At 46.2% G+C, this 17,678-nt stretch carries 15 protein-coding genes and 3 pseudogenes; 13 read left to right on the forward strand and 5 right to left on the reverse strand.

All coding sequences use genetic code 11. From position 1 onward, the window contains the following. Nucleotides 1-182 precede the first annotated feature (182 nt). Together BC351_RS21620 and BC351_RS21625 are read right to left on the reverse strand one after the other, a co-directional pair. Nucleotides 183-1,463, reverse strand: a complete 1,281-nt coding sequence (locus BC351_RS21620) for an IS110 family RNA-guided transposase (RefSeq protein ID WP_079414877.1) — start codon at nucleotides 1,461-1,463, stop codon at nucleotides 183-185. A gap of 331 nt (nucleotides 1,464-1,794) precedes the next feature. Then, entirely contained in the window at nucleotides 1,795-2,616 is an 822-nt protein-coding gene (locus BC351_RS21625) for an AraC family transcriptional regulator (RefSeq protein WP_079414878.1), read from the reverse strand. Between the two features lie 157 nt (nucleotides 2,617-2,773). Between BC351_RS21625 and BC351_RS21630 the strand changes: the two genes are divergently transcribed. Together BC351_RS21630 and BC351_RS21635 are read left to right on the forward strand one after the other, a co-directional pair. Further along, nucleotides 2,774-4,057: a Gfo/Idh/MocA family protein gene (locus BC351_RS21630; protein WP_079414879.1), complete on the forward strand. Its 1,284-nt coding sequence runs from the start codon at nucleotides 2,774-2,776 to the stop codon at nucleotides 4,055-4,057. Nucleotides 4,058-4,078: 21 nt separating this feature from the next. Continuing rightward, a complete protein-coding gene (locus BC351_RS21635; RefSeq protein WP_079414880.1) occupies nucleotides 4,079-5,116 on the forward strand; it encodes a dienelactone hydrolase family protein in 1,038 nt (345 codons plus the stop codon). Nucleotides 5,117-5,118: 2 nt separating this feature from the next. On the opposite strand, the gene BC351_RS21640 is transcribed toward BC351_RS21635, so the two are convergent. After that, on the reverse strand, nucleotides 5,119-5,556 hold the full coding sequence (locus tag BC351_RS21640) for a methylglyoxal synthase (RefSeq protein ID WP_079414881.1): 438 nt from the start codon (nucleotides 5,554-5,556) through the stop codon (nucleotides 5,119-5,121). A gap of 202 nt (nucleotides 5,557-5,758) precedes the next feature. Between BC351_RS21640 and BC351_RS21645 the strand changes: the two genes are divergently transcribed. From BC351_RS21645 to BC351_RS21675, 7 genes and pseudogenes are all read left to right on the forward strand, one after another. Beyond that, entirely contained in the window at nucleotides 5,759-6,430 is a 672-nt protein-coding gene (locus tag BC351_RS21645) for an SLOG family protein (RefSeq protein ID WP_167388040.1), read from the forward strand. 245 nt (nucleotides 6,431-6,675) lie between these two features. Then, entirely contained in the window at nucleotides 6,676-7,368 is a 693-nt protein-coding gene (locus tag BC351_RS21650; RefSeq protein WP_079414882.1) for a response regulator transcription factor, read from the forward strand. After that, nucleotides 7,361-8,917: a sensor histidine kinase gene (locus BC351_RS21655; protein ID WP_079414883.1), complete on the forward strand. Its 1,557-nt coding sequence runs from the start codon at nucleotides 7,361-7,363 to the stop codon at nucleotides 8,915-8,917. Before BC351_RS21650 ends, BC351_RS21655 begins: the two co-directional genes overlap by 8 nt. Nucleotides 8,918-8,953: 36 nt before the next feature. Continuing rightward, nucleotides 8,954-9,322 (forward strand): hypothetical protein, encoded by a 369-nt coding sequence (locus BC351_RS21660; RefSeq protein ID WP_079414884.1) that lies wholly within the window; start codon nucleotides 8,954-8,956, stop codon nucleotides 9,320-9,322. Nucleotides 9,323-9,448: 126 nt separating this feature from the next. Then, nucleotides 9,449-9,863 (forward strand): annotated as a pseudogene (locus tag BC351_RS21665) (efflux RND transporter permease subunit); the annotation flags it as partial. Between the two features lie 84 nt (nucleotides 9,864-9,947). Next, nucleotides 9,948-10,346, forward strand: a pseudogene (locus BC351_RS41705) (efflux RND transporter permease subunit); the annotation flags it as partial. Nucleotides 10,347-10,617: 271 nt separating this feature from the next. After that, complete coding sequence (locus BC351_RS21675) at nucleotides 10,618-10,836, forward strand: hypothetical protein (protein ID WP_144028490.1); 219 nt, start codon at nucleotides 10,618-10,620, stop codon at nucleotides 10,834-10,836. A gap of 56 nt (nucleotides 10,837-10,892) precedes the next feature. Here BC351_RS21675 and BC351_RS21680 read toward each other — a convergent pair. Then, nucleotides 10,893-11,066, reverse strand: a pseudogene (locus BC351_RS21680) (small acid-soluble spore protein H); the annotation flags it as partial. A gap of 186 nt (nucleotides 11,067-11,252) precedes the next feature. Between BC351_RS21680 and BC351_RS43965 the strand changes: the two are divergent. Then, nucleotides 11,253-11,378 carry a hypothetical protein gene (locus BC351_RS43965; RefSeq protein WP_279628357.1) on the forward strand — a complete coding sequence of 42 codons (126 nt, stop codon included), beginning with the start codon at nucleotides 11,253-11,255 and terminating at the stop codon, nucleotides 11,376-11,378. A 29-nt stretch (nucleotides 11,379-11,407) separates the two neighbouring features. Further along, complete coding sequence (allB, locus tag BC351_RS21685; RefSeq protein WP_079414889.1) at nucleotides 11,408-12,796, forward strand: allantoinase AllB; 1,389 nt, start codon at nucleotides 11,408-11,410, stop codon at nucleotides 12,794-12,796. Here the strand turns inward: allB and BC351_RS21690 are convergent. Beyond that, nucleotides 12,776-13,645, reverse strand: a complete 870-nt coding sequence (locus BC351_RS21690) for a LysR family transcriptional regulator (protein WP_079414890.1) — start codon at nucleotides 13,643-13,645, stop codon at nucleotides 12,776-12,778. The two genes, allB and BC351_RS21690, sit on opposite strands and share 21 nt — an antisense overlap. A 126-nt stretch (nucleotides 13,646-13,771) precedes the next feature. Between BC351_RS21690 and BC351_RS21695 the strand changes: the two genes are divergently transcribed. Both BC351_RS21695 and BC351_RS21700 read left to right on the forward strand, forming a co-directional pair. Beyond that, complete coding sequence (locus BC351_RS21695) at nucleotides 13,772-14,659, forward strand: DMT family transporter (RefSeq protein WP_079414891.1); 888 nt, start codon at nucleotides 13,772-13,774, stop codon at nucleotides 14,657-14,659. A 489-nt stretch (nucleotides 14,660-15,148) separates the two neighbouring features. Beyond that, nucleotides 15,149-17,557, forward strand: coding sequence for an S-layer homology domain-containing protein (locus BC351_RS21700; RefSeq protein ID WP_158082183.1), 2,409 nt, complete (start codon nucleotides 15,149-15,151; stop codon nucleotides 17,555-17,557). The last annotated feature ends 121 nt before the right edge of the window (nucleotides 17,558-17,678 follow it).

The following is a 17,678-nucleotide window of genomic DNA, read 5'->3' on the forward strand; positions in this document are numbered from 1 at the left end:
GTGGAGGCCGAGATGCTCTAGTAACGGGTCTGTGCCCTTTGGGAACTACTACTCGGTACTTCCGTGCTTTTCGTCATGCGTGATCCTACGAATGGGCCAACATACGCCCCTAGTTAAAAAGCGTTGCTTCCTTCAACTTTCTGACACTCCAGCGGAGCACAATAAACAATGACTAGGATAAACTAAGCAGCTTGTTGCTGCTCCATGTCCGATTTGAATTCTTCTTGCCGTTTTACCATACCGATGATTATACGTGCTAATTTACCGATTAATTTAAAAATAGAGCGGTGCTTTTTCATCTTCATGACCTGTACATTGTGGATATGCCACTGCTGAAAACTCGGATGATTGTTGACAAGTGTGAGTACCGCTAAATACAAATATTTTCGCAATTGGGGCCTTCCACGCTTTGAAAGGGTCACTTTACCTTGATGCTTGCCTGAACTCTGATTCACGAGGTTCATTCCGGCTTGCGAGAGGATTTGTTGACCGTGCGCATACTTGCTTAGGTCCCCGCACCCTGCCAACAATGCCGAGATCATCAACGTGCTCAAACCCTTCAAGCTCCGTAGTAAGGGGACCTCCGGTAGTGGTTCAAGCAGCCTTTCCAGCTCTTGTTCGAACTCTCGCAGTCGTTCAGCCAAGCGCTCATAGTCCTCAAGAAGCCTTTTCAGATCATTCCGCGCTTCCACGTACCCTACTTTACTGCCGACGGAATTGCGGGCTGCTGCGATGAGTCTGGCAGCGATCTCCATGCCTGTTCTGCCCCCAGCTCGCTTCATTCCGCCTTTTTCCCTCCATAAAGATACCATCTCCAGCGGCGTTAATAGTCCTACATCTGCAGGTAACGGAAAGATCTTGAGTGAGGCCAGGGAACGGACGGTTGTCCAATCCTCAAAAACACGGCAGTACTCGGGAAAGTGGATGTCAAGTAAGCGGAAGATGCGGTTTTTTAGACTTGTTTGCTGTTTCACCCAGTATTCGCGGTCATTCATGACCATACGTATACGCTGGTAAACGTCCCCATGCTGATGATAAGGAAAGTAAAATCCCCGGCTGACCGCATCTGCGATAACCAAAGCATCTTTGAAATCGTTTTTGGACTGACTGTTGTCTCGATTCTCTTTGTTTCTATATGTGGTTAAGGGATTGACCAGAACGACTTCATAGTTGTTTTGCGTTAGCCAGTCAGTAAGATTAAACCAGTAGTGCCCCGTTGGTTCGAGTCCAATGAGGAACGAAGTGAGATTTTTTTGGACTAGTAAGTTTTGAATCCAGCGAAATAATTTTTCGAAACCCTCCCTTCCGTTTTCAAACGAAATAGGTCGTCCGATTTCGATCCCACGGAAATTGACAGCCCGAGCAACGTGTTTTTCTTTGGCAATATCTACACCAACGATAAGATGATTCGTGGTAATTCGTTCGATCCGTTGATTTTCCGAATGTCTTTGTTTAAACTTCATAGTGAGCACTCTCCTGTTATTAGATCATGTTAGTCACTGGCCGGTGATATGATCTTAATGTACAGAGGGTGCTTGTTTTTTGCAAAACCAAAATATTAGCATCTACAGGAATGCTTTGGAGTGAATTTAGGCGGTTTTCAGCCATATAGCGGACCATAGTTCCCTTTGGGCTATGCGATAACGCAGAACGTAGTGTAAAAAGGAACTATGATCCGCTAATTGGCGGGGCGGGACGGGGCGGCAGCATCCCATCGCCTACCTCTTCGCCGTCATCTCACGGCATATGACGCATCAGCCTTCGACATACGCCGCGTAGTCCTTCCCCGTCACCTCACAGCACGTGCCGCATCAGCTTCCGGCACTCAAGAGGCGTCTGCGAGGTGACTTGCTTGAACACACGGCCGAAGTGGGCGACGCTGTCGAAGCCGGATTGCTCGGCGATGTGAATGACTTTGAGCTTTGTTTCACGCAGCAGACGCTGGGCTTCGCGAATGCGCACGTTGTTCAAGTATTCAACGAACGAGAAGCCAGTTGTTTCTTTGAACGAGCGGCAGAAGTAGCTTGGGCTGATATAAAAGGTTTCGGAAATCGAGGCGAGTGTCAGCCGATTGCGAAATTCCTCATTGATGTAGGAGACAATTTCGTACATTTTGGGATTGTGCGGCTGGGGCTGTTCGTCCACCGTATTTAGTTTGTCTGTGAGCCGCGAGCAGATAATCAGCAATTGTGTAAATAATGCTTTGCTGTTAAGCTGCCAACCGCTTTGCTCTTGCTGCTGTTCTCGCAAAATATGAAAGAGCAAATTCTCTACAACAGTGCGATTCGCGCCCGAAAGGGAGAAGACATGATGGTTTTGCTGAAAGAGCACGAGCAGCTGCTCAGCGGCATCTTCGCCAATGGATCGAATAAAGCGATCATCAAAGCTTAGTAAAATACGTTCGTGCGGTGCTGCATCGACATTTCGAGTTTTGTGAAGCACGTTTTTATCGATGCAAACGAGGCCGCCCTCTTGAATGTAATAAGAACGGTCTTGTATAAAATAGTGGCGTTTCCCACTGAGTAAATAATAAATTTCATAGGTATCATGGAAATGGTTCACGTTCATGGAGAAAGCATGATCTCTGCGAAGTCGTTCAATCGCGAATGGCTGCAAGGCTAACCACCTCTTATCTCAATCAAATATGTTCTTTTTATTATAGCAAGATATGCAAGGAAAGAAACTATAAAGGTAATATTTGAATAGAAACGCAGCAAATATTGTATTACTCTTGAGGTAGGACATATCCACATTCGAGAGGGGTACAAACGGAATGAAAAAACGTTATGCAGTAGTCGGTACAGGTGGAAGAGCAGAATTTTTCTATGGAGCGATTGTGAAAGATTTTCAAGAGACGTCCGAATTGGTTGCGATTTGCGACATTAACCAAACGAGAATGAATTATACCAACCAACTACTGGTTGATAAATATGAGTACAATGCGGTTCCAACTTATAAAGCAGATCAATTCGAGGAAATGATTCGCAACGAAAAGCCTGATTATGTCATTGTGACATCTGTGGATCGGACACATCATACTTACATTATCAAAGCAATGGAGCTTGGTTGTGATGTCATCTCCGAAAAACCAATGACGGTAGATGAAGAGAAATGTCAAGAAATTCTCGATGCAACTAAACGTACGGGACGCCAGCTTCGCGTGACGTTCAATTACCGTTATGCTCCGCACAATACGAAAATTCGCGAGCTGATTATGGACGGAGCCGTTGGGGATGTTCATTCGGTACATTTCGAGTGGCTGCTGAACACCGAGCATGGCGCTGATTATTTCCGCAGATGGCACCGCGATAAGCGCAATGGCGGCGGGCTGCTGGTGCACAAATCGACGCATCATTTCGATCTTGTTAATTTCTGGCTCGGTACGCGTCCTGATACGGTATTTGCGATGGGCGGCCTCATGTTCTATGGCAGAGAAAATGCAGAAAAACGCGGTGAAACGAAGTTCTATCAACGAGCTACGGGGAATGAGAATGCCAAGGATGATCCGTTCGCACTGCATTTGGATACGAATAAGCATCTAAAAGGGATGTATTTGGATGCGGAACACGAAGACGGTTACCAACGCGATCAGAGCGTTTTTGGCGATGGGATCAGCATTGAAGATACGATGGGGGTTATGGTTCGCTACAAAAATAAAGCCATTCTTACGTATTCTTTGAATGCCTACATGCCATGGGAAGGCTTCAATGTCATGATCAATGGCAGCAAGGGCCGTATTGAACTCCGGGTAGTTGAGAAATCGTACGTGAATTCCGGTGGGGACAAAGCGGACGAAGGTGCATTAAAGACCAAATCAATCAAGGTATTCCCGATGTTCGCGGCTCCATACGAAGTGGAAATTGAAGAGCTTGCCGGGGGACATGGCGGCGGTGATCCGATCTTGCTGCGAGACATTTTTGATAAGGCTTCCGACGACCGCTTTGCCAGAGCAGCCTCTCATGTGGATGGTGCGATGTCCATTCTGACTGGCATAGCAGGGAACATTTCATTACGTACGGGACAGCCTGTTGCGGTAGATAAATTGGTCACTTTCTAATAAAGGTTGGAGGCGAGCGGCATGTGGAATCCAGATGCTATCATGGAGAACCTTTATAACACTTATGCCGGCAAGCGGCTTCAAGAGCAAGAACATGAAACGGCTGATTCGTATAAGCTGCGGTTAAAGGAGCAATTGACTGGCTCGCTGACGCTTCAAGAAGGACAGGATGATCTACATCCTGTCCTTCTTGAACGTATTGAGCTCAGTGATCATATTCGTGAGCGAATTGAATTTGGAACCTACATGGGCTTTCGAGTGCCTGCTTATGTATTGATTCCACTAGGCTTGAAGGAAAAGCGAGCTGCTGTACTAACCTTGCATGGTCATGGGTTCGGGAGCAGGCAGATCGTAGGATTGAATGCGGATGGCACTGAGCATACAGGTGAGCCGGACATTCATGGCAATTATGCGCTGGAGCTCGTTAGGCGCGGCTTCATCGTGATTGCTCCTGAGATTATCGGCTTCGGGGATCGAAGGCTAGCTGAGGATCAGAAGGAGGGGAAAGTAGGGAACTCCTCCTGCCAAACCCTGGCTTCGCATTTGCTGTTATACGGGATATCGTTAGCGGCATTGCGCGTGCAGGAAGCGAGGCGAGCGCTTGACTACGTATTGTCTCGGGATGATGTGGACAGCAGCAGCGTCGGCTGCTTTGGTTTCTCAGGAGGCGGACTTATCGCCGCCTATACAGCAGCTATTGATGAGCGGGTGAAAGCGACAGTCCTGTGCGCCTTTGCGAATACATTCAAAGGCAGCATTATGCCTATTCGCCATTGCATCGACAATTATTTGCCGGGCGTTCTGGCATACGCAGAGCTGCCTGAATTAATTGGTTTGATAGCTCCTCGTCCCTTGTTTATCGCATCTGGCAAACAAGATCCCATTTTTCCTGTAGAAACGGTAGAAGTTGCTGTTGCGTATTTAAGGAAATTGTATATACAAAGTGGTGCGGAAGATCGATTGCATGTTCATCTCTATGATGGAGTTCATGAAGTCGATGGGAGCCAGGCTTATCCTTGGTTGGTTGAGAAGCTTGCAGAGGCTTCCAGACAGGCATGATGTTAGATACTGTTGTCTGTTCCGTTTAGTTTTAAGGTGTCATACTTGCGGATTTCTTCACGCCAGGAGAGAAATCCGCTCTCCATGGCGCGGATCAGCATTTCTGCGGTCGCGACATTCGTAGCAAGAGGAATCCTCTGAACATCACATAGGCGAAGCAAGGCGGAAATATCCGGTTCGTGTCCAAGCGCAGACAGCGGGTCGCGAAAAAAAATCAGTAAATCAATATCATCCATCGCAATCATAGCTCCGATTTGTTGATCTCCTCCAAGTGGCCCTGAGCGCAAGCCGGTCACCTCTAGTTTGGCAGCCTCACTGATTCTTCTCCCTGTCGTTCCTGTTGCAAAAAGGTTATGCTTCTGAAAGATATGTTTGTAAGCAATAACGAAGTCTACGATTAAGTTTTTGTGAATGTCATGAGCAACCAATGCGATATTCATTTACTCTCCACCCCTTTAATTATGTTATATATTCTTACATTGAATTCAGATTAGCTTAAAATATAAAAGAATTCAATCATTATTTTGGAATTTTCAATCAATTATAAATTATTGTGTCATGTTTTCGAACATTAACATAACGCAAATTGAACTAATCATGCAGTTTATAGCTCGTTTCGTTCCTTTCTATAGGGGGCTAACTATGTTAATCTGTAAGAAGTGTCAACAAGGCGGTGGTCATTTTTTGAAACGGATTTTGATTACAGGGTACAAAGCATCTGAATTAGGCATTTTTTCATTAAAGCATCCGGGAATTCCGATTATAAAAAAAGCGATCCAGAAGAAGCTTATTGCTCTTGTCGAGGAAGGATTGGAATGGGTTGTCGTTAGTGGGGGTTGGGGTGTAGAGTTGTGGGCGGCCGAGGCCGTGCTTGAACTTAGAGCGAGTACATGCCCAGAGCTGAAATTAGCGATTATTACGCCTTTTCTGGAACAGGAAGAGAAATGGAGCGACGATAAGAAGAATTGCTATACGAGTGTGATTGAGCGTGCTAATTATGTGAACAGCATAACGAAGACCAAATATGAAGGTCCTTGGCAGTTTAAGGAACGGGATAAGTTTCTGCTTCGCAACTCGGATGGCATCTTGCTAGTCTATGATGAAGATACAGAAGGCTCTCCTAGATTCATGAAACAGCAAGCTGCGCAATTGGCAGCCAACCACGCTTATCCAATCTTGACCATCAATGCGTATGATTTGCAAAATATAGCAGAAGACGAACAAGGGGAGCAGCACGGCGAAGAAGACTTGAGCGGAGATCAATGGGAAGATCCAGATACGTATAAGGATAATACAGATTTCGAGGAAATCTAATATGGAAAGCCAGGTCCCATGCGGACTTGGCTTTTTTTTTAAGACTAGTGCGTTAAGAAAATCTTAAGAATTGTCCCCACAATCTGTTAAGATTCAGTGCCTATACTAAGTCTCATGATAGCTATCAACATTTTGATTGTATTTGTCAGATCAACTTGATACGTTTATGGATATCCACAAAACACAGTACATAGGGTTATAACTAGCTTTTACTTACACACAAATGTAAAGGAGGATTCCTCTGGATGGCAATACCAACAATACTCCTTGTTGACGACGAGAAAGAAATTATAGATATGCTGGCCATTTATTTGAAAAATGAAGGCTATCAGCTGCTTCGAGCGTCTGATGGCATGGAAGCCCTTGAGGTTCTTCAGAAGGAAGAGGTAGATCTGATCGTACTCGACATCATGATGCCGAAAATGGATGGGATCGAGGCTTGCTTTAAAATCCGCGAGCAAAAAAATATGCCCATCATCATGCTCTCTGCCAAGAGTCAGGATATGGATAAAATCTGGGGCTTAAGCTCAGGCGCTGACGATTACATGAGCAAACCATTTAATCCTTTGGAGCTTATCGCTCGAATTAAATCTCAACTGCGCCGTTACACTAGGCTTAATGTGCCGCATGTGAACAAGGATCACGAGCTCGAAGTGGATGAGCTGACGATCAACACACAGACGCATGAAGTCAAGCTGGAAGGCAAAGAAATCAAGCTAACCCCGAGGGAATTCGCCATTCTTGAACTGCTGGTCCGCAACCGGGGGATGGTATGGAGCTCGGAAAAAATGTATGAAACTATCTGGAAGGAAGCTTATTATGACTCCGACAATACGGTTATGGTCCATATCCGCAAAATTCGTGAAAAAATTGAACCAAATCCACGAAACCCGAGATTCATAAAAACAGTTTGGGGGGTTGGCTACAAAGTTGAATAAACGATACGATCTCGATCCTTACTCTAAACTGAACCGATTTCCATTTAGCCTTTTCCCTTTTACCCTGCTTCGGAAGCTGATTATTTTGGTTCGGACGTTGTATAAGATTAGCATAGGTCATGTGAATCGAAGCGTGCGGATGCAGTTGATGCTTACCTTTGCCATCTGTTTGTTGGCGGGATCACTGACGTATGGCCTCTCTTCCAAACTGTTTGGAGAAATGCGACGGGCGGCTGTTATTGACTATAAGTTCGGGATTGAACGAATAGATAGTGAAGCCCGCAGCTTGGTTAATGAATTATCATCCCTACAAAACCAACGAGATCTGTCCGGTGGCGGAAGTTGGGGAGGGAGGCCGGAGTTTTTCGAAAATCATGTGAACCGAATGAATGACCAGAAATTCAAGGTTCTAATAACGGATCTGGAAGGTCGAGTCGTCTTTCGAAGCCCAAACGCTGCGGAAACGAATGTCGAAATTCACAATGTGATTGGCAACGCGATGAACGCCCGTACGGACCTGGATTATGGCCGTAAAGAATTTTCCAGTTTTTACCCTGTCAACTATCTGGGCCAAAAATCTTATCTGATTGTCTCCGGCATCCCGGAACCACACATTACGTATCAGAAGGGGGAAAGCCCGTTGTCCTTGCTGAGCGCTGTGGCTGTTTTTATCCTTTTGTTCTACTTCATGACACAAAAGAAAATGCGCCACATTGAGGAACTGGCTGGTGGTCTGCGCATCATTGCGACGGGGAATTTGGATTATCGCGTCGTTGAACGCAGTCAAGATGAGCTTGGTTCCCTAGCTCGGGATCTGAACTTCATGGTAGAGGATTTGCAGAAAAGGATTGAGGAGGAAAGAAGGAGCGAACGTTTGAAGCGTGAGTTGATTACGAATGTTTCTCATGATTTACGCACGCCTCTGACGCTTATCATGGGTTACTTGCGGCTGCTGCACGATAAGGGCTACGAGACACCTGAGCAAGCGTCTGGCTATATTAGTATTGCTTATCATAAGTCTGAAAAGCTGAAGCTGCTCATTGATGACTTGTTCGAGTACACGAAGTTATCCAATCGCGATGAGCCTCTTTACAAAGAAGGGGTTGCAATCAACGAACTGTTAGACCAATTGCTTGAGGAGTATGTCACGCCGGCTGAGGAGCAGCAGCTAACGATCATCCGCACGATTCCGAAGGAGAAGCTGTTGGTTCGTATCGACGTGGATAAGATGATTCGTGTCTTTGAGAATCTTCTGGGAAATTCGCTCAAGTACAGCTTGAAGCCGGGAGAGATCACTGTCAGCTTGCGCCATGATTATCGGTATGTCACCCTGCAAGTTAGCAATCGAGCAGAATGGCTTAGCGATGACGCCTTGCATCAATTATTTGATCGATTCTATCGGGTCGACGCTTCGCGTTCTTCCAATACAGGAGGGTCGGGCCTGGGGCTCGCCATCGCCAAAAGTATTGTGGAGTCGCACGAAGGCGCTATTTGGGCCGAGCAAAGCGGCGGACAGATTCATTTTTTCGTGAAATTAAAGCTTGTGTAATGGAATTAGGAAAACAACGTCTAAAGGGGCTTTGCTATGAGACGATGGATGGTATGCCTGATGCTAGTAAGCTTATTAGGAATGATAGGCTGCTCAAAACCTATCGAATTTACCGGGAAAACGGAAGATTGGCGGGTGGAATGCACAGTAAATCCATCCGGAAATGTCAAAGAATATGCGATCACGTATATTGGAAAAGACAGTCAGTCAGTTAAAAATGTCAGTTACTCTTTTATGGATAGTGGGAATTTTAATCAAAGCGGCAATAGTGAATCGAACTCGAAAAATTTGAAAATAACCGGAAAGTCTATCAAAGAAACGCCTTATGTTGAGGAAGATAGCTTTAAACTTCAAATCAAATGGAATGGTAAGGAGGACACGATACTTGTAGTAAAAAAAGGTTAGCATCCCGCATATGCACACACAGCCGATTATTGCCCCTAAGGTAGAATCGGCTTTATTGTCATGCGATTTTTTAGGCGTCCAGTGAGGGGAGGAGTAGAGAAATTGACGAAATTAACCGAGTTTTCGATGAAGAATGTTGCGGCTGTATGTATTGTGATTTGGCTGTTGATTGCTGGGGGATGCTACGCTGCTGCGAACTTGAAGGTAGAGAGTATGCCGGATATTGCCTATCCGATTGTTATTATTTCGACTGATTATACAGCTCCTCCAAAAGATGTCATGGAGTTGGTTACCAAACCGTTGGAGAAAGCAGTGGCGGGAATGCAAGGGCTCCAGAATGTAAGCTCCCGTTCGCAGGATAATTACTCGCAAATTGTTATCCGACTAGAACAAGGCAAGAAACCTGAGGATGTTAAAAAAGATGTGGAAAGTTTGATTGCGAATGTGCGGCTTCCGCAGGGCGCAGAAAAGCCTAGGGTATTAACGGCGGGGTTCGCTTCTGAACCTATCTATCATTTGGCGCTTTATGCTGAAGAGGGAACGAATCAAACGGAGCTCGATCAGGCTTTCAAAGATATGATTTTACCTGGACTAGAGGGCATTAAAGGTGTTGACCATGTTGATTCATTTGGCAATCGGGGGTTTAATGGGCCTCTTCGTTACCGGGGAATCACTCAACGTCACTTCTTTGATTGGGTTTCTAATGCTAATCGGCATCGTCGTGACGAATGCCATTGTTCTTATCGACAGGGTCCAGCAACTAGCTCAGCAGGGGCATCCGCTGCGCCAATCGTTGGTTGAAGCGGGGATGACACGCTTGAGGCCGATCATTATGACCGCAGGTGCGACCATTATGGCTTTGATGCCATTAGCTCTTGGTCTATCAAAGGGGACGATCGTATCGAAAGGCTTGGCCGTCGTTGTTATTGGAGGCTTAAGCACCTCGACACTGCTCACGCTCGTCGTTGTCCCTATTATGTATGAATGGATTTATTCCATTAAAATGCGTCGCAGGATGGGATGAGAAAAGAAATATGGCCGATCCCCCTTGCGTGTTAGGCATTTCTTGTTCTGAGCCTGCCATTTTGGCAGTCTCGTCTAACAAAAGCAGGGATGCAGCCTTCTTCGTTGGTTGAGCCTGCTTTTTCGGCAGGCTCAGAGTGGTTGGGCAGCTTTTTTGCTTCTGAGCCTGCCATTTTGGCAGTCTCGGCTAACAAAAGCAGGGATGCAGCCTTTTTTGGTGGTTGAGCCTGCCTTTTCGGCAGGCTCAGAGTGGGTTAGGTGCTTTTTTGCTTTTGAGCCTGCCGTTTTGGCAGTCTCGTCTAACAAAAGCAGGGATGCAGCCTGCTTTGGTGGTTGAGCCTGCTTTTTCGGCAGGCTCGGAGAGGGTCGGCTGCTTTTTTGCTTTTGAGCCTGCCATTTTGGCGGGCTCGAAGCGGGTTAGGCGCTTTTTCGCTTTTGAGGCGGCCTCGGACTTTTCAGAGGCCGCGATGTTCCCTGACGGCGTTTCTTAATCCTGCGGGGCAGGACACACCATATGGGCATTCTCTGTTCCATACAATTCGGAAACTTCCACGAGATTGTGCAAGGGGACTTCCTTTTCGTCATGAGGTTGATCCAAAGGGTAGATTCTAGCAGTTTCCGTGTTCGTATCAACATGTTGGATGTAGATCGGGACTCCGTTGAAAGTCACATGTGCCATCGTTGACGAGGTGGCAATTTCTTGGGCGCGCTGATTATTCATAAGTGTGGCCTCCTAATGAGAAGTAGTGACATTATTTGCATTTATTCCAAGAAGTATGTGTGCCGAATGAGATGTTATATAACATTACGTTAAATGAGGGGGATTAATCTTGGGTGCGACTAGTTTATTCCTCAAAACAAATTTAAGGTGAGAATTTGTTTCGATATACAAATATCATGCTGATTCATGTTAGATATATTGACGTTCATGACGAATAGGGATTACGATCAGGGTAAAAACAACACGATCAAGGAGATTATGAGCGGCGGAGAAAGCGACGATCCTTCGTTGATAGAAGCTGAATTCAAGTAAGATTTCTTAAGACAACAGGGGTGAACGGAATGGCTAACCACTTTGACTTGATCATTCGCGGAGGCTCCATCGTTCTTAGAGATGAAGTTCGCATGCTGGATATAGGTGTTAAGAGCGGCAAGATCGTGGCATTGGGTGAACAGATTGGAGAGGATGCCGAGACGATCGTGGATGCGCGAGGCATGACGATGATGGCAGGAATGATAGATGTTCATGTTCATTTGAATGAACCAGGACTTGGGATTTGGGAAGGCTTCGCTTCGGGCTCGGCAGCTTTGGCGGCGGGAGGATGTACGACCTACATGGATATGCCTCTAAACGGTGTCCCACCAACCGTTACGCTTGCGGCCATGCAGCAAAAGCTGGCAACAGCTGAAGCGCAGTCTCACGTGGATTATGCACTATGGGGCGGCCTCGTTCCAGGCCACTTGGATGACTTGGAAGCCCTGAATGAAGCGGGGGTTGTCGGATTCAAAGCGTTCATGTCTTCACCTGGCGAGCCGGGGGAGGAAGCTTTCTCCGAGGAGGACGATCGTACCTTATGGGAAGGGATGAAGCGGATTGCTCGCTTGAATCGTGTGCTTGCCATTCACGCCGAAAGCGAATCGCTGGTCTCGCAATTAGGAAGAATTCGCCAAGTAGAAGGAACGGTTTCCGCCAAGGATTACTCGTCTTCAAGACCGATCCTGGCCGAGTTGGAGGCTGTGAATCGCGCTTTGTTTTATGCCGAGCAGACCGGATGCCCGTTGCATTTCGTTCATATTAGCAGTCCGGCAGCCATTATGGTCATTGCCAAAGCCAAAGAAAGAGGCGTTAATGTGACTGTGGAAACGTGTCCGCATTATTTGGCCTTAACTAGGGTTAATTTGGAGAAGTTTGGTCCGAAAGCCAAATGCGCGCCTCCGCAGCAAAGCAAGCAAGAGCAGGATATGCTCTGGCATGTGCTTCGGTTAGGTTATATTGATATGATATCGTCGGATCATTCCCCCTGCCTGGGAGATTTGAAATTGTCAGACAACTATTTGGAAACATGGGGAGGCATAGCTGAGGCGCAAAGCTCACTGGAATTGATGCTGGATGAAGGTCATCTGAAGCGCAAAATCCCGCTAACACAACTGACCGAAATGCTGTCTTACGCACCGGCCAAACGATTCGGGCTGCATCCGCGCAAAGGCGAAATTCGCATAGGGGCTGATGCCGATCTCGTCATGATCCAGCTGAATAAGGCTTATGAATTGACAGATGAGCAGCTTCTCGATCGGCATAAGCAAAGCCCTTATGCGGGGAAGACCTTTTCCTGCAAAGTCGCAGCCACATGGAGCAATGGGAATCTTGTTTATGAGAAATCAAGCGGCGTACAGCCAGTGAAGATGGGAAATTGGCTGAGCGGCAGCCAGCTAGTTGATGGCTCCGCTTGATTCAGGCAGCATAGCCATGAAGGTGCTGAGTGAGCTGCTCACGAAGGCATCTTTTCGGGTAATGAATTCCGTATGGATACGACGATAGCGATGGGGTATTTCAAAAGTACGAATCAAACCTTCCGCCTCATGCTTACGAACAACAGCTTTGGGCATTAGGGAGATACCTAGCCCCGCAGATACCCCGCCAATAATAGCTTCCAGCATACCGAATTCCATCATGATGGGCTGCGTGTTACCGATGGATTGAAGCCACTGTTCCAACACATCCCGATAGGAGCAGCCTGAACTGAAAACAAGGATGGGCTTCGCCAAAGCTTCTGTAAGATCGGCCACATTAGGGCCAGCTGCAATGACTAATTCCTCTTCAAAGGCAGGAATGGATACCAGCTCGGGATGTGTGCACGAGCAGCCAATGAAGGCGCCATCCAATTCATAATGGAGTACTTTTTCAATTAAAAATTGCGAGTGGCCTGTTGTTAGAGAGAGCTGGACATTCGAATGCTGCTCGTAGTAGCAAGCGAGCAGTTTAGGCAATCGAACGGCTGCGGCAGTCTGCGTAGATCCAATCAGAAGCGGGCCGCTAGGTTTCCCTGAGGACGAAAGGGCGAGGAATGCTTCATCCAGCAATCCGACAATTTTATCTGCATAGGCAAGTAATGTTTTGCCGCTTGAAGTTAATGACATGCCACGGTTATGTCGGTAAAAAAGTACGGTTTGCAGTTCCGATTCAAGCTGTCTGATCCGAGCTGTGATGTTGGATTGCACATAGCCGAGCCGCTGAGCGGCCTTGGTGACGGAGCCTTCACGGGCGACCATTTGAAAAACGCGCAAATCTGGGCTTTCCATCTCGCAACCCCCTTGTAGATTTTTGGTATCATTCATTGTGATATCCAGTATCATTAACAATCATTATACATAATAGAAGCCTTCCCTTACAATTAGCTTACTGCTAGGAAATGGAGGGTTTTTTTGATGAATAAATTCAAATATATCTGCCTTATTCTAATTACCACCTTTGTTATGGGAGTTGCGTTTCCGGTAGGGAAAATCGGCATGCTGTACGCGACGCCTTTCTTTCTGATGGGGATCCGCTTCGTGCTCGCAGGAGGCTTGCTGGCTCTGTTGGTTGCCAAAAAGCCACGTCCGCGAGGTGGCAGACAGTGGCTGAAATCAGCTGTAATCGGCCTCTTTCAATCCGCGGGTGTGATGGGCTGTGCCTACTACAGCATGCATTGGATCACCTCAAGCGAATCTTCGATTATTACTTGTACGAACCCGCTGATCGTCATCGTTCTCGGGACTTTCTTGACTGGAGCCAAGTATCGCGGCCGTCAATGGCTTGGTGTTGCGATTGGTTTTGTTGGTGTCGCGATGACCTTCGGGCTCCAAATGAACATCCAAATCGGCACTTTCATTGGTTTCGCAGGTGCGGTTTGCTTCGCTTTAGCTACCCTTCTCATCAAGCGTTGGGGTGCTGAGTTCGACATGACGGTCCTTGCAGCTTATCAAATGCTTGCTGGAGGAATTGTTTTACTTCTATTAAGTGCGTTCACAGAACATGCCTACTTTACATTTACGGGTGCATCTGTTTTAGTCGTGCTATGGCTCGTTATTTTGGGCTCCATCGTGCAATTTTCGCTCTGGTTTTATTTGCTTAAGAACGGGGACCCGGCCAAGACGAGCGCCTTTTTGTTTCTTGTTCCGTTGTTTGGCGTCCTTTCCAGTTGGCTGCTGCTGGGCGAACGAATCGCCTGGTATGTTTCGGCGGGCGGGGCTTTTATTTGCTTGGGCATCTTTTTGGTGAATTGGGAGTCTCCAAAGGTGGATGCCCATAAGGAGGTCACTTGCTCTTCCTCTTGAACTAGCTGAAAATTCACTCCAGATCTGAACAAAGAGGCTGTTCTCAAAGGTTTTCAACCTATCGGGAGGGCCTTTTTGCTGTTCGGCAGGTACTCTTTTAATTCAGTACCTGCCTATTTTGGTTAAGAATTTAAAGCTAAATCCTCCCCTATGCGCGTCTTTTCTTTGCAAATTGAGAACTTCTTTCTCTCGCTCTCAACTCCTGGCAACAGTCGGAATTTATTTTGCAATAACAGTTGTTTCAAGATTGCTTAAATGGAGGATAATTTTTCCTTGTTAAAAAATGGTTGGTAAAACCCGATATATGGATGGAATGGAATCTCGTTTCTTGAAGGAAGTGGTCATAATTTCAGTAAGGTGCAAAATGCTAGTAAATACAGAGTCACAACAATCAGCTTTTATCGTATGTTTTTGATAGCCATTATCTTTAAGAAATGTTCAGCTAAACCCGACAAGCACAGAATAACTAGATCTAAGTGGAGGTTTCATATGATTGCTAGACAAATTACTCGGAAAGTACTTTCGATCGTTCTGATGATGTGTTTGATGTTCACCTCAATCGGAGTTGTAAATGGTCAAACCATTTATTCGGACATCGAAGGACACTGGGCAGAAAAACAACTAAGAAGCTGGATCTCCCAAGATTTAATTAAGGGTTATACAGACGGTTCTCTCAAACCGAACAATGAAATTACGCGTGGGGAGTTCATGGTTTTAGTTAACCGTTTGTTTCAATTCAATACAACAACTAGTATAAGTTTCATTGATTTGATAGAGTCCAATTGGGAATATGTAGATGTACAGAAAGCAGTAAAAGTAGGTTACATACAAGGCTATGAAGATCAGACAATTCGCAGTTCCGAACTCCTAAGTCGCCAAGAAGCGGCAGTTATCATAGCACATCTATTGAATTTGGCTAACGATGAGAATGCTGCTAATGTATTTAAAGATGCATTAACAATGGCATTTTGGAGCAAAGGCGCAATTGGCGCTATAGTATCTAAAAACATTATAGCAGGCTATGAAGACTATACTTTCAAACCGCAAGCAAACATTACTCGCGCAGAGGCTGTTGTGATGTTGGACAATGCGAAAACCTTAATGGCTGAGAAGACGCCTACAGATATAAAAGTCACACCAGAGCCAAAGCCGATACCAGTGCCAGTGCCAGTGTCAACTTCGGATCAAAGCGGAAACGGGAATGATGGTCATGAATCGTCTTCGCCATCGCATCCGATTACTACTGGGGTGATCGGAACCGCATCTACTACTACAGCAGGGGCTATTACAACTATGGGTGTAGCGCAAGTTGCAACATTACCAATAAGTCTGGGTGCAACAGCAGCAGGAACAATTCATGTGACGTTCACGGATGGAACAACACCTGTTGCTGTATACGTATCATTAGCAGGAACAGAGTCTGCTGCTAATGTAGCAGCGAAAATTGTTTCAGCATTCGGAACTATGATTACAGGATGGAACGTGACTGTAAGTGGTGCGAATGTGCTTTTTACAGCCAATGCTCCAGCAGCGAATAATACGAATGTTTCAGTTCATATTGAAAGTGTTGGGATAGGAGTGGGAACGCCAAGCAGTACGATTACTACTCCAGGAACTGCAGCACTTACAGGTATTGCGCAAGTCGCAACATTAGCGATTTCTAACGGAGCAACAGCGGCTGGATGGATTGTTGCAAAATTTAACGATGGAACGAGGCCGCCTGTGTCTGTAGATGTATCCATAGCTGGGACAGAAACTGCTGCTGATGTAGCGATGGGAATTGCAGCCGCATTCGGCACATCATTAAATGGCTGGAATGTAACCGCAAATGGCACGAATGTTCATTTCACAGCCCAAACACCAGCGATAAATAATACAAGTGTTGCAATAAGTGTATTGGAGGCGTCGGGAGTAGGAGCTCCAAACAGTACAATTACTACTCCGGGAAATTTAGGCACTAACACGGCACAAGTTGTTACATTGACACTTCCCGGTTCTGAAGCAAGCGGAGGACCTATTGGAGTGAAGTTCACAGATGGAGTAACATCTGTTTCTGTAAATGTATTGATGCTGGATTTTCCAGAAACAGGAACTCAGTTGGCGGTGAAAATTGCAGCCGCATTCGGCAATTCTATTCCGGGTTGGAATGTATCAACAGATAGTACGAGAGTACTTTTTACAGCCAATTTTCCAGCAGCGAATAACACGAAGGCAGCAGCAAGGCTATCGGGAGCTGCGACAGGAATAGGAATGCCAGATAGTACGATTACTACCGCGGGCTCTGTTTCAACTGGGGGTATTGCGCAAGTTGCAACATTGGCGATAGCTAATGGAACAACAGCGGCAGGAACGATTATGGCGAAATTTACAGACGGAACGACGTCCGTGTCTGCAAATGTATACACAGCAGGGATGGATTCCGCTTCTGCTGTAGCGGCGGGAATTGCAGCCGCATTCAGCACATCGATTACTGGCTGGAATGTAACCGCAAATGGCACGAATGTTCATTTCACTGCTCAAATACCAGCGACAAATAATATGGATGTAGCAGCAACTGTTGAGGAAGTGTTAACAGGAGTAGGGACGCCGAGTAGTGCGATTACCACAGCTGGGGTTGAAACAACTGCAGGTGTCGCGCAAGTTGCAACATTAATAATAAGCAAGGGTGCAACAGCAGCAGGAACACTTCGTGTAACGTTTACAGACGGTATAACACCTGTATCAGTAGATATATCTCTAACAGGAACAGAGACAGCCACAAGTGTAGCGACGAAAATTGCTCAAATATTTGGCACATCGATTACAGGTTGGAATGTTGCTGCAAGTGATGCGAATGTACTCTTTACAGCCAATGCTCCAGCTGCAAATAATACTAATGTAAGTGTGACTATTCAATAGCGGTAGAGTGAAAAACTGGCAGCGATGCGTAGGTAATTGATTTCTCAGGCTCGAATGATTAAGCGGCTGAACACAAGGATACCCGAGTGTTTAGCCGCTTTTTTTGTATGTTGCTGTGATT

This window comes from Paenibacillus ferrarius (assembly GCF_002027705.1).
Classification (GTDB): Bacteria; Bacillota; Bacilli; order Paenibacillales; family NBRC-103111; genus Paenibacillus_E; species Paenibacillus_E ferrarius.

What these genes read in the sequence shown, in the direction of transcription:
- BC351_RS21620 (WP_079414877.1), bottom strand. Translation starts at nt 1,463, where the DNA reads ATGAAGTTTAAACAAAGACATTCGGAAAATCAACGGATCGAACGAATT.
- BC351_RS21630 (WP_079414879.1), top strand. Translation starts at nt 2,774, where the DNA reads ATGAAAAAACGTTATGCAGTAGTCGGTACAGGTGGAAGAGCAGAATTT.
- BC351_RS21635 (WP_079414880.1), top strand. Translation starts at nt 4,079, where the DNA reads ATGTGGAATCCAGATGCTATCATGGAGAACCTTTATAACACTTATGCC.
- BC351_RS21640 (WP_079414881.1), bottom strand. Translation starts at nt 5,556, where the DNA reads ATGAATATCGCATTGGTTGCTCATGACATTCACAAAAACTTAATCGTA.
- BC351_RS21645 (WP_167388040.1), top strand. Translation starts at nt 5,759, where the DNA reads ATGTTAATCTGTAAGAAGTGTCAACAAGGCGGTGGTCATTTTTTGAAA.
- BC351_RS21650 (WP_079414882.1), top strand. Translation starts at nt 6,676, where the DNA reads ATGGCAATACCAACAATACTCCTTGTTGACGACGAGAAAGAAATTATA.
- BC351_RS21660 (WP_079414884.1), top strand. Translation starts at nt 8,954, where the DNA reads ATGAGACGATGGATGGTATGCCTGATGCTAGTAAGCTTATTAGGAATG.
- BC351_RS43965 (WP_279628357.1), top strand. Translation starts at nt 11,253, where the DNA reads ATGTTAGATATATTGACGTTCATGACGAATAGGGATTACGATCAGGGT.
- allB (WP_079414889.1), top strand. Translation starts at nt 11,408, where the DNA reads ATGGCTAACCACTTTGACTTGATCATTCGCGGAGGCTCCATCGTTCTT.
- BC351_RS21690 (WP_079414890.1), bottom strand. Translation starts at nt 13,645, where the DNA reads ATGGAAAGCCCAGATTTGCGCGTTTTTCAAATGGTCGCCCGTGAAGGC.
- BC351_RS21695 (WP_079414891.1), top strand. Translation starts at nt 13,772, where the DNA reads ATGAATAAATTCAAATATATCTGCCTTATTCTAATTACCACCTTTGTT.
- BC351_RS21700 (WP_158082183.1), top strand. Translation starts at nt 15,149, where the DNA reads ATGATTGCTAGACAAATTACTCGGAAAGTACTTTCGATCGTTCTGATG.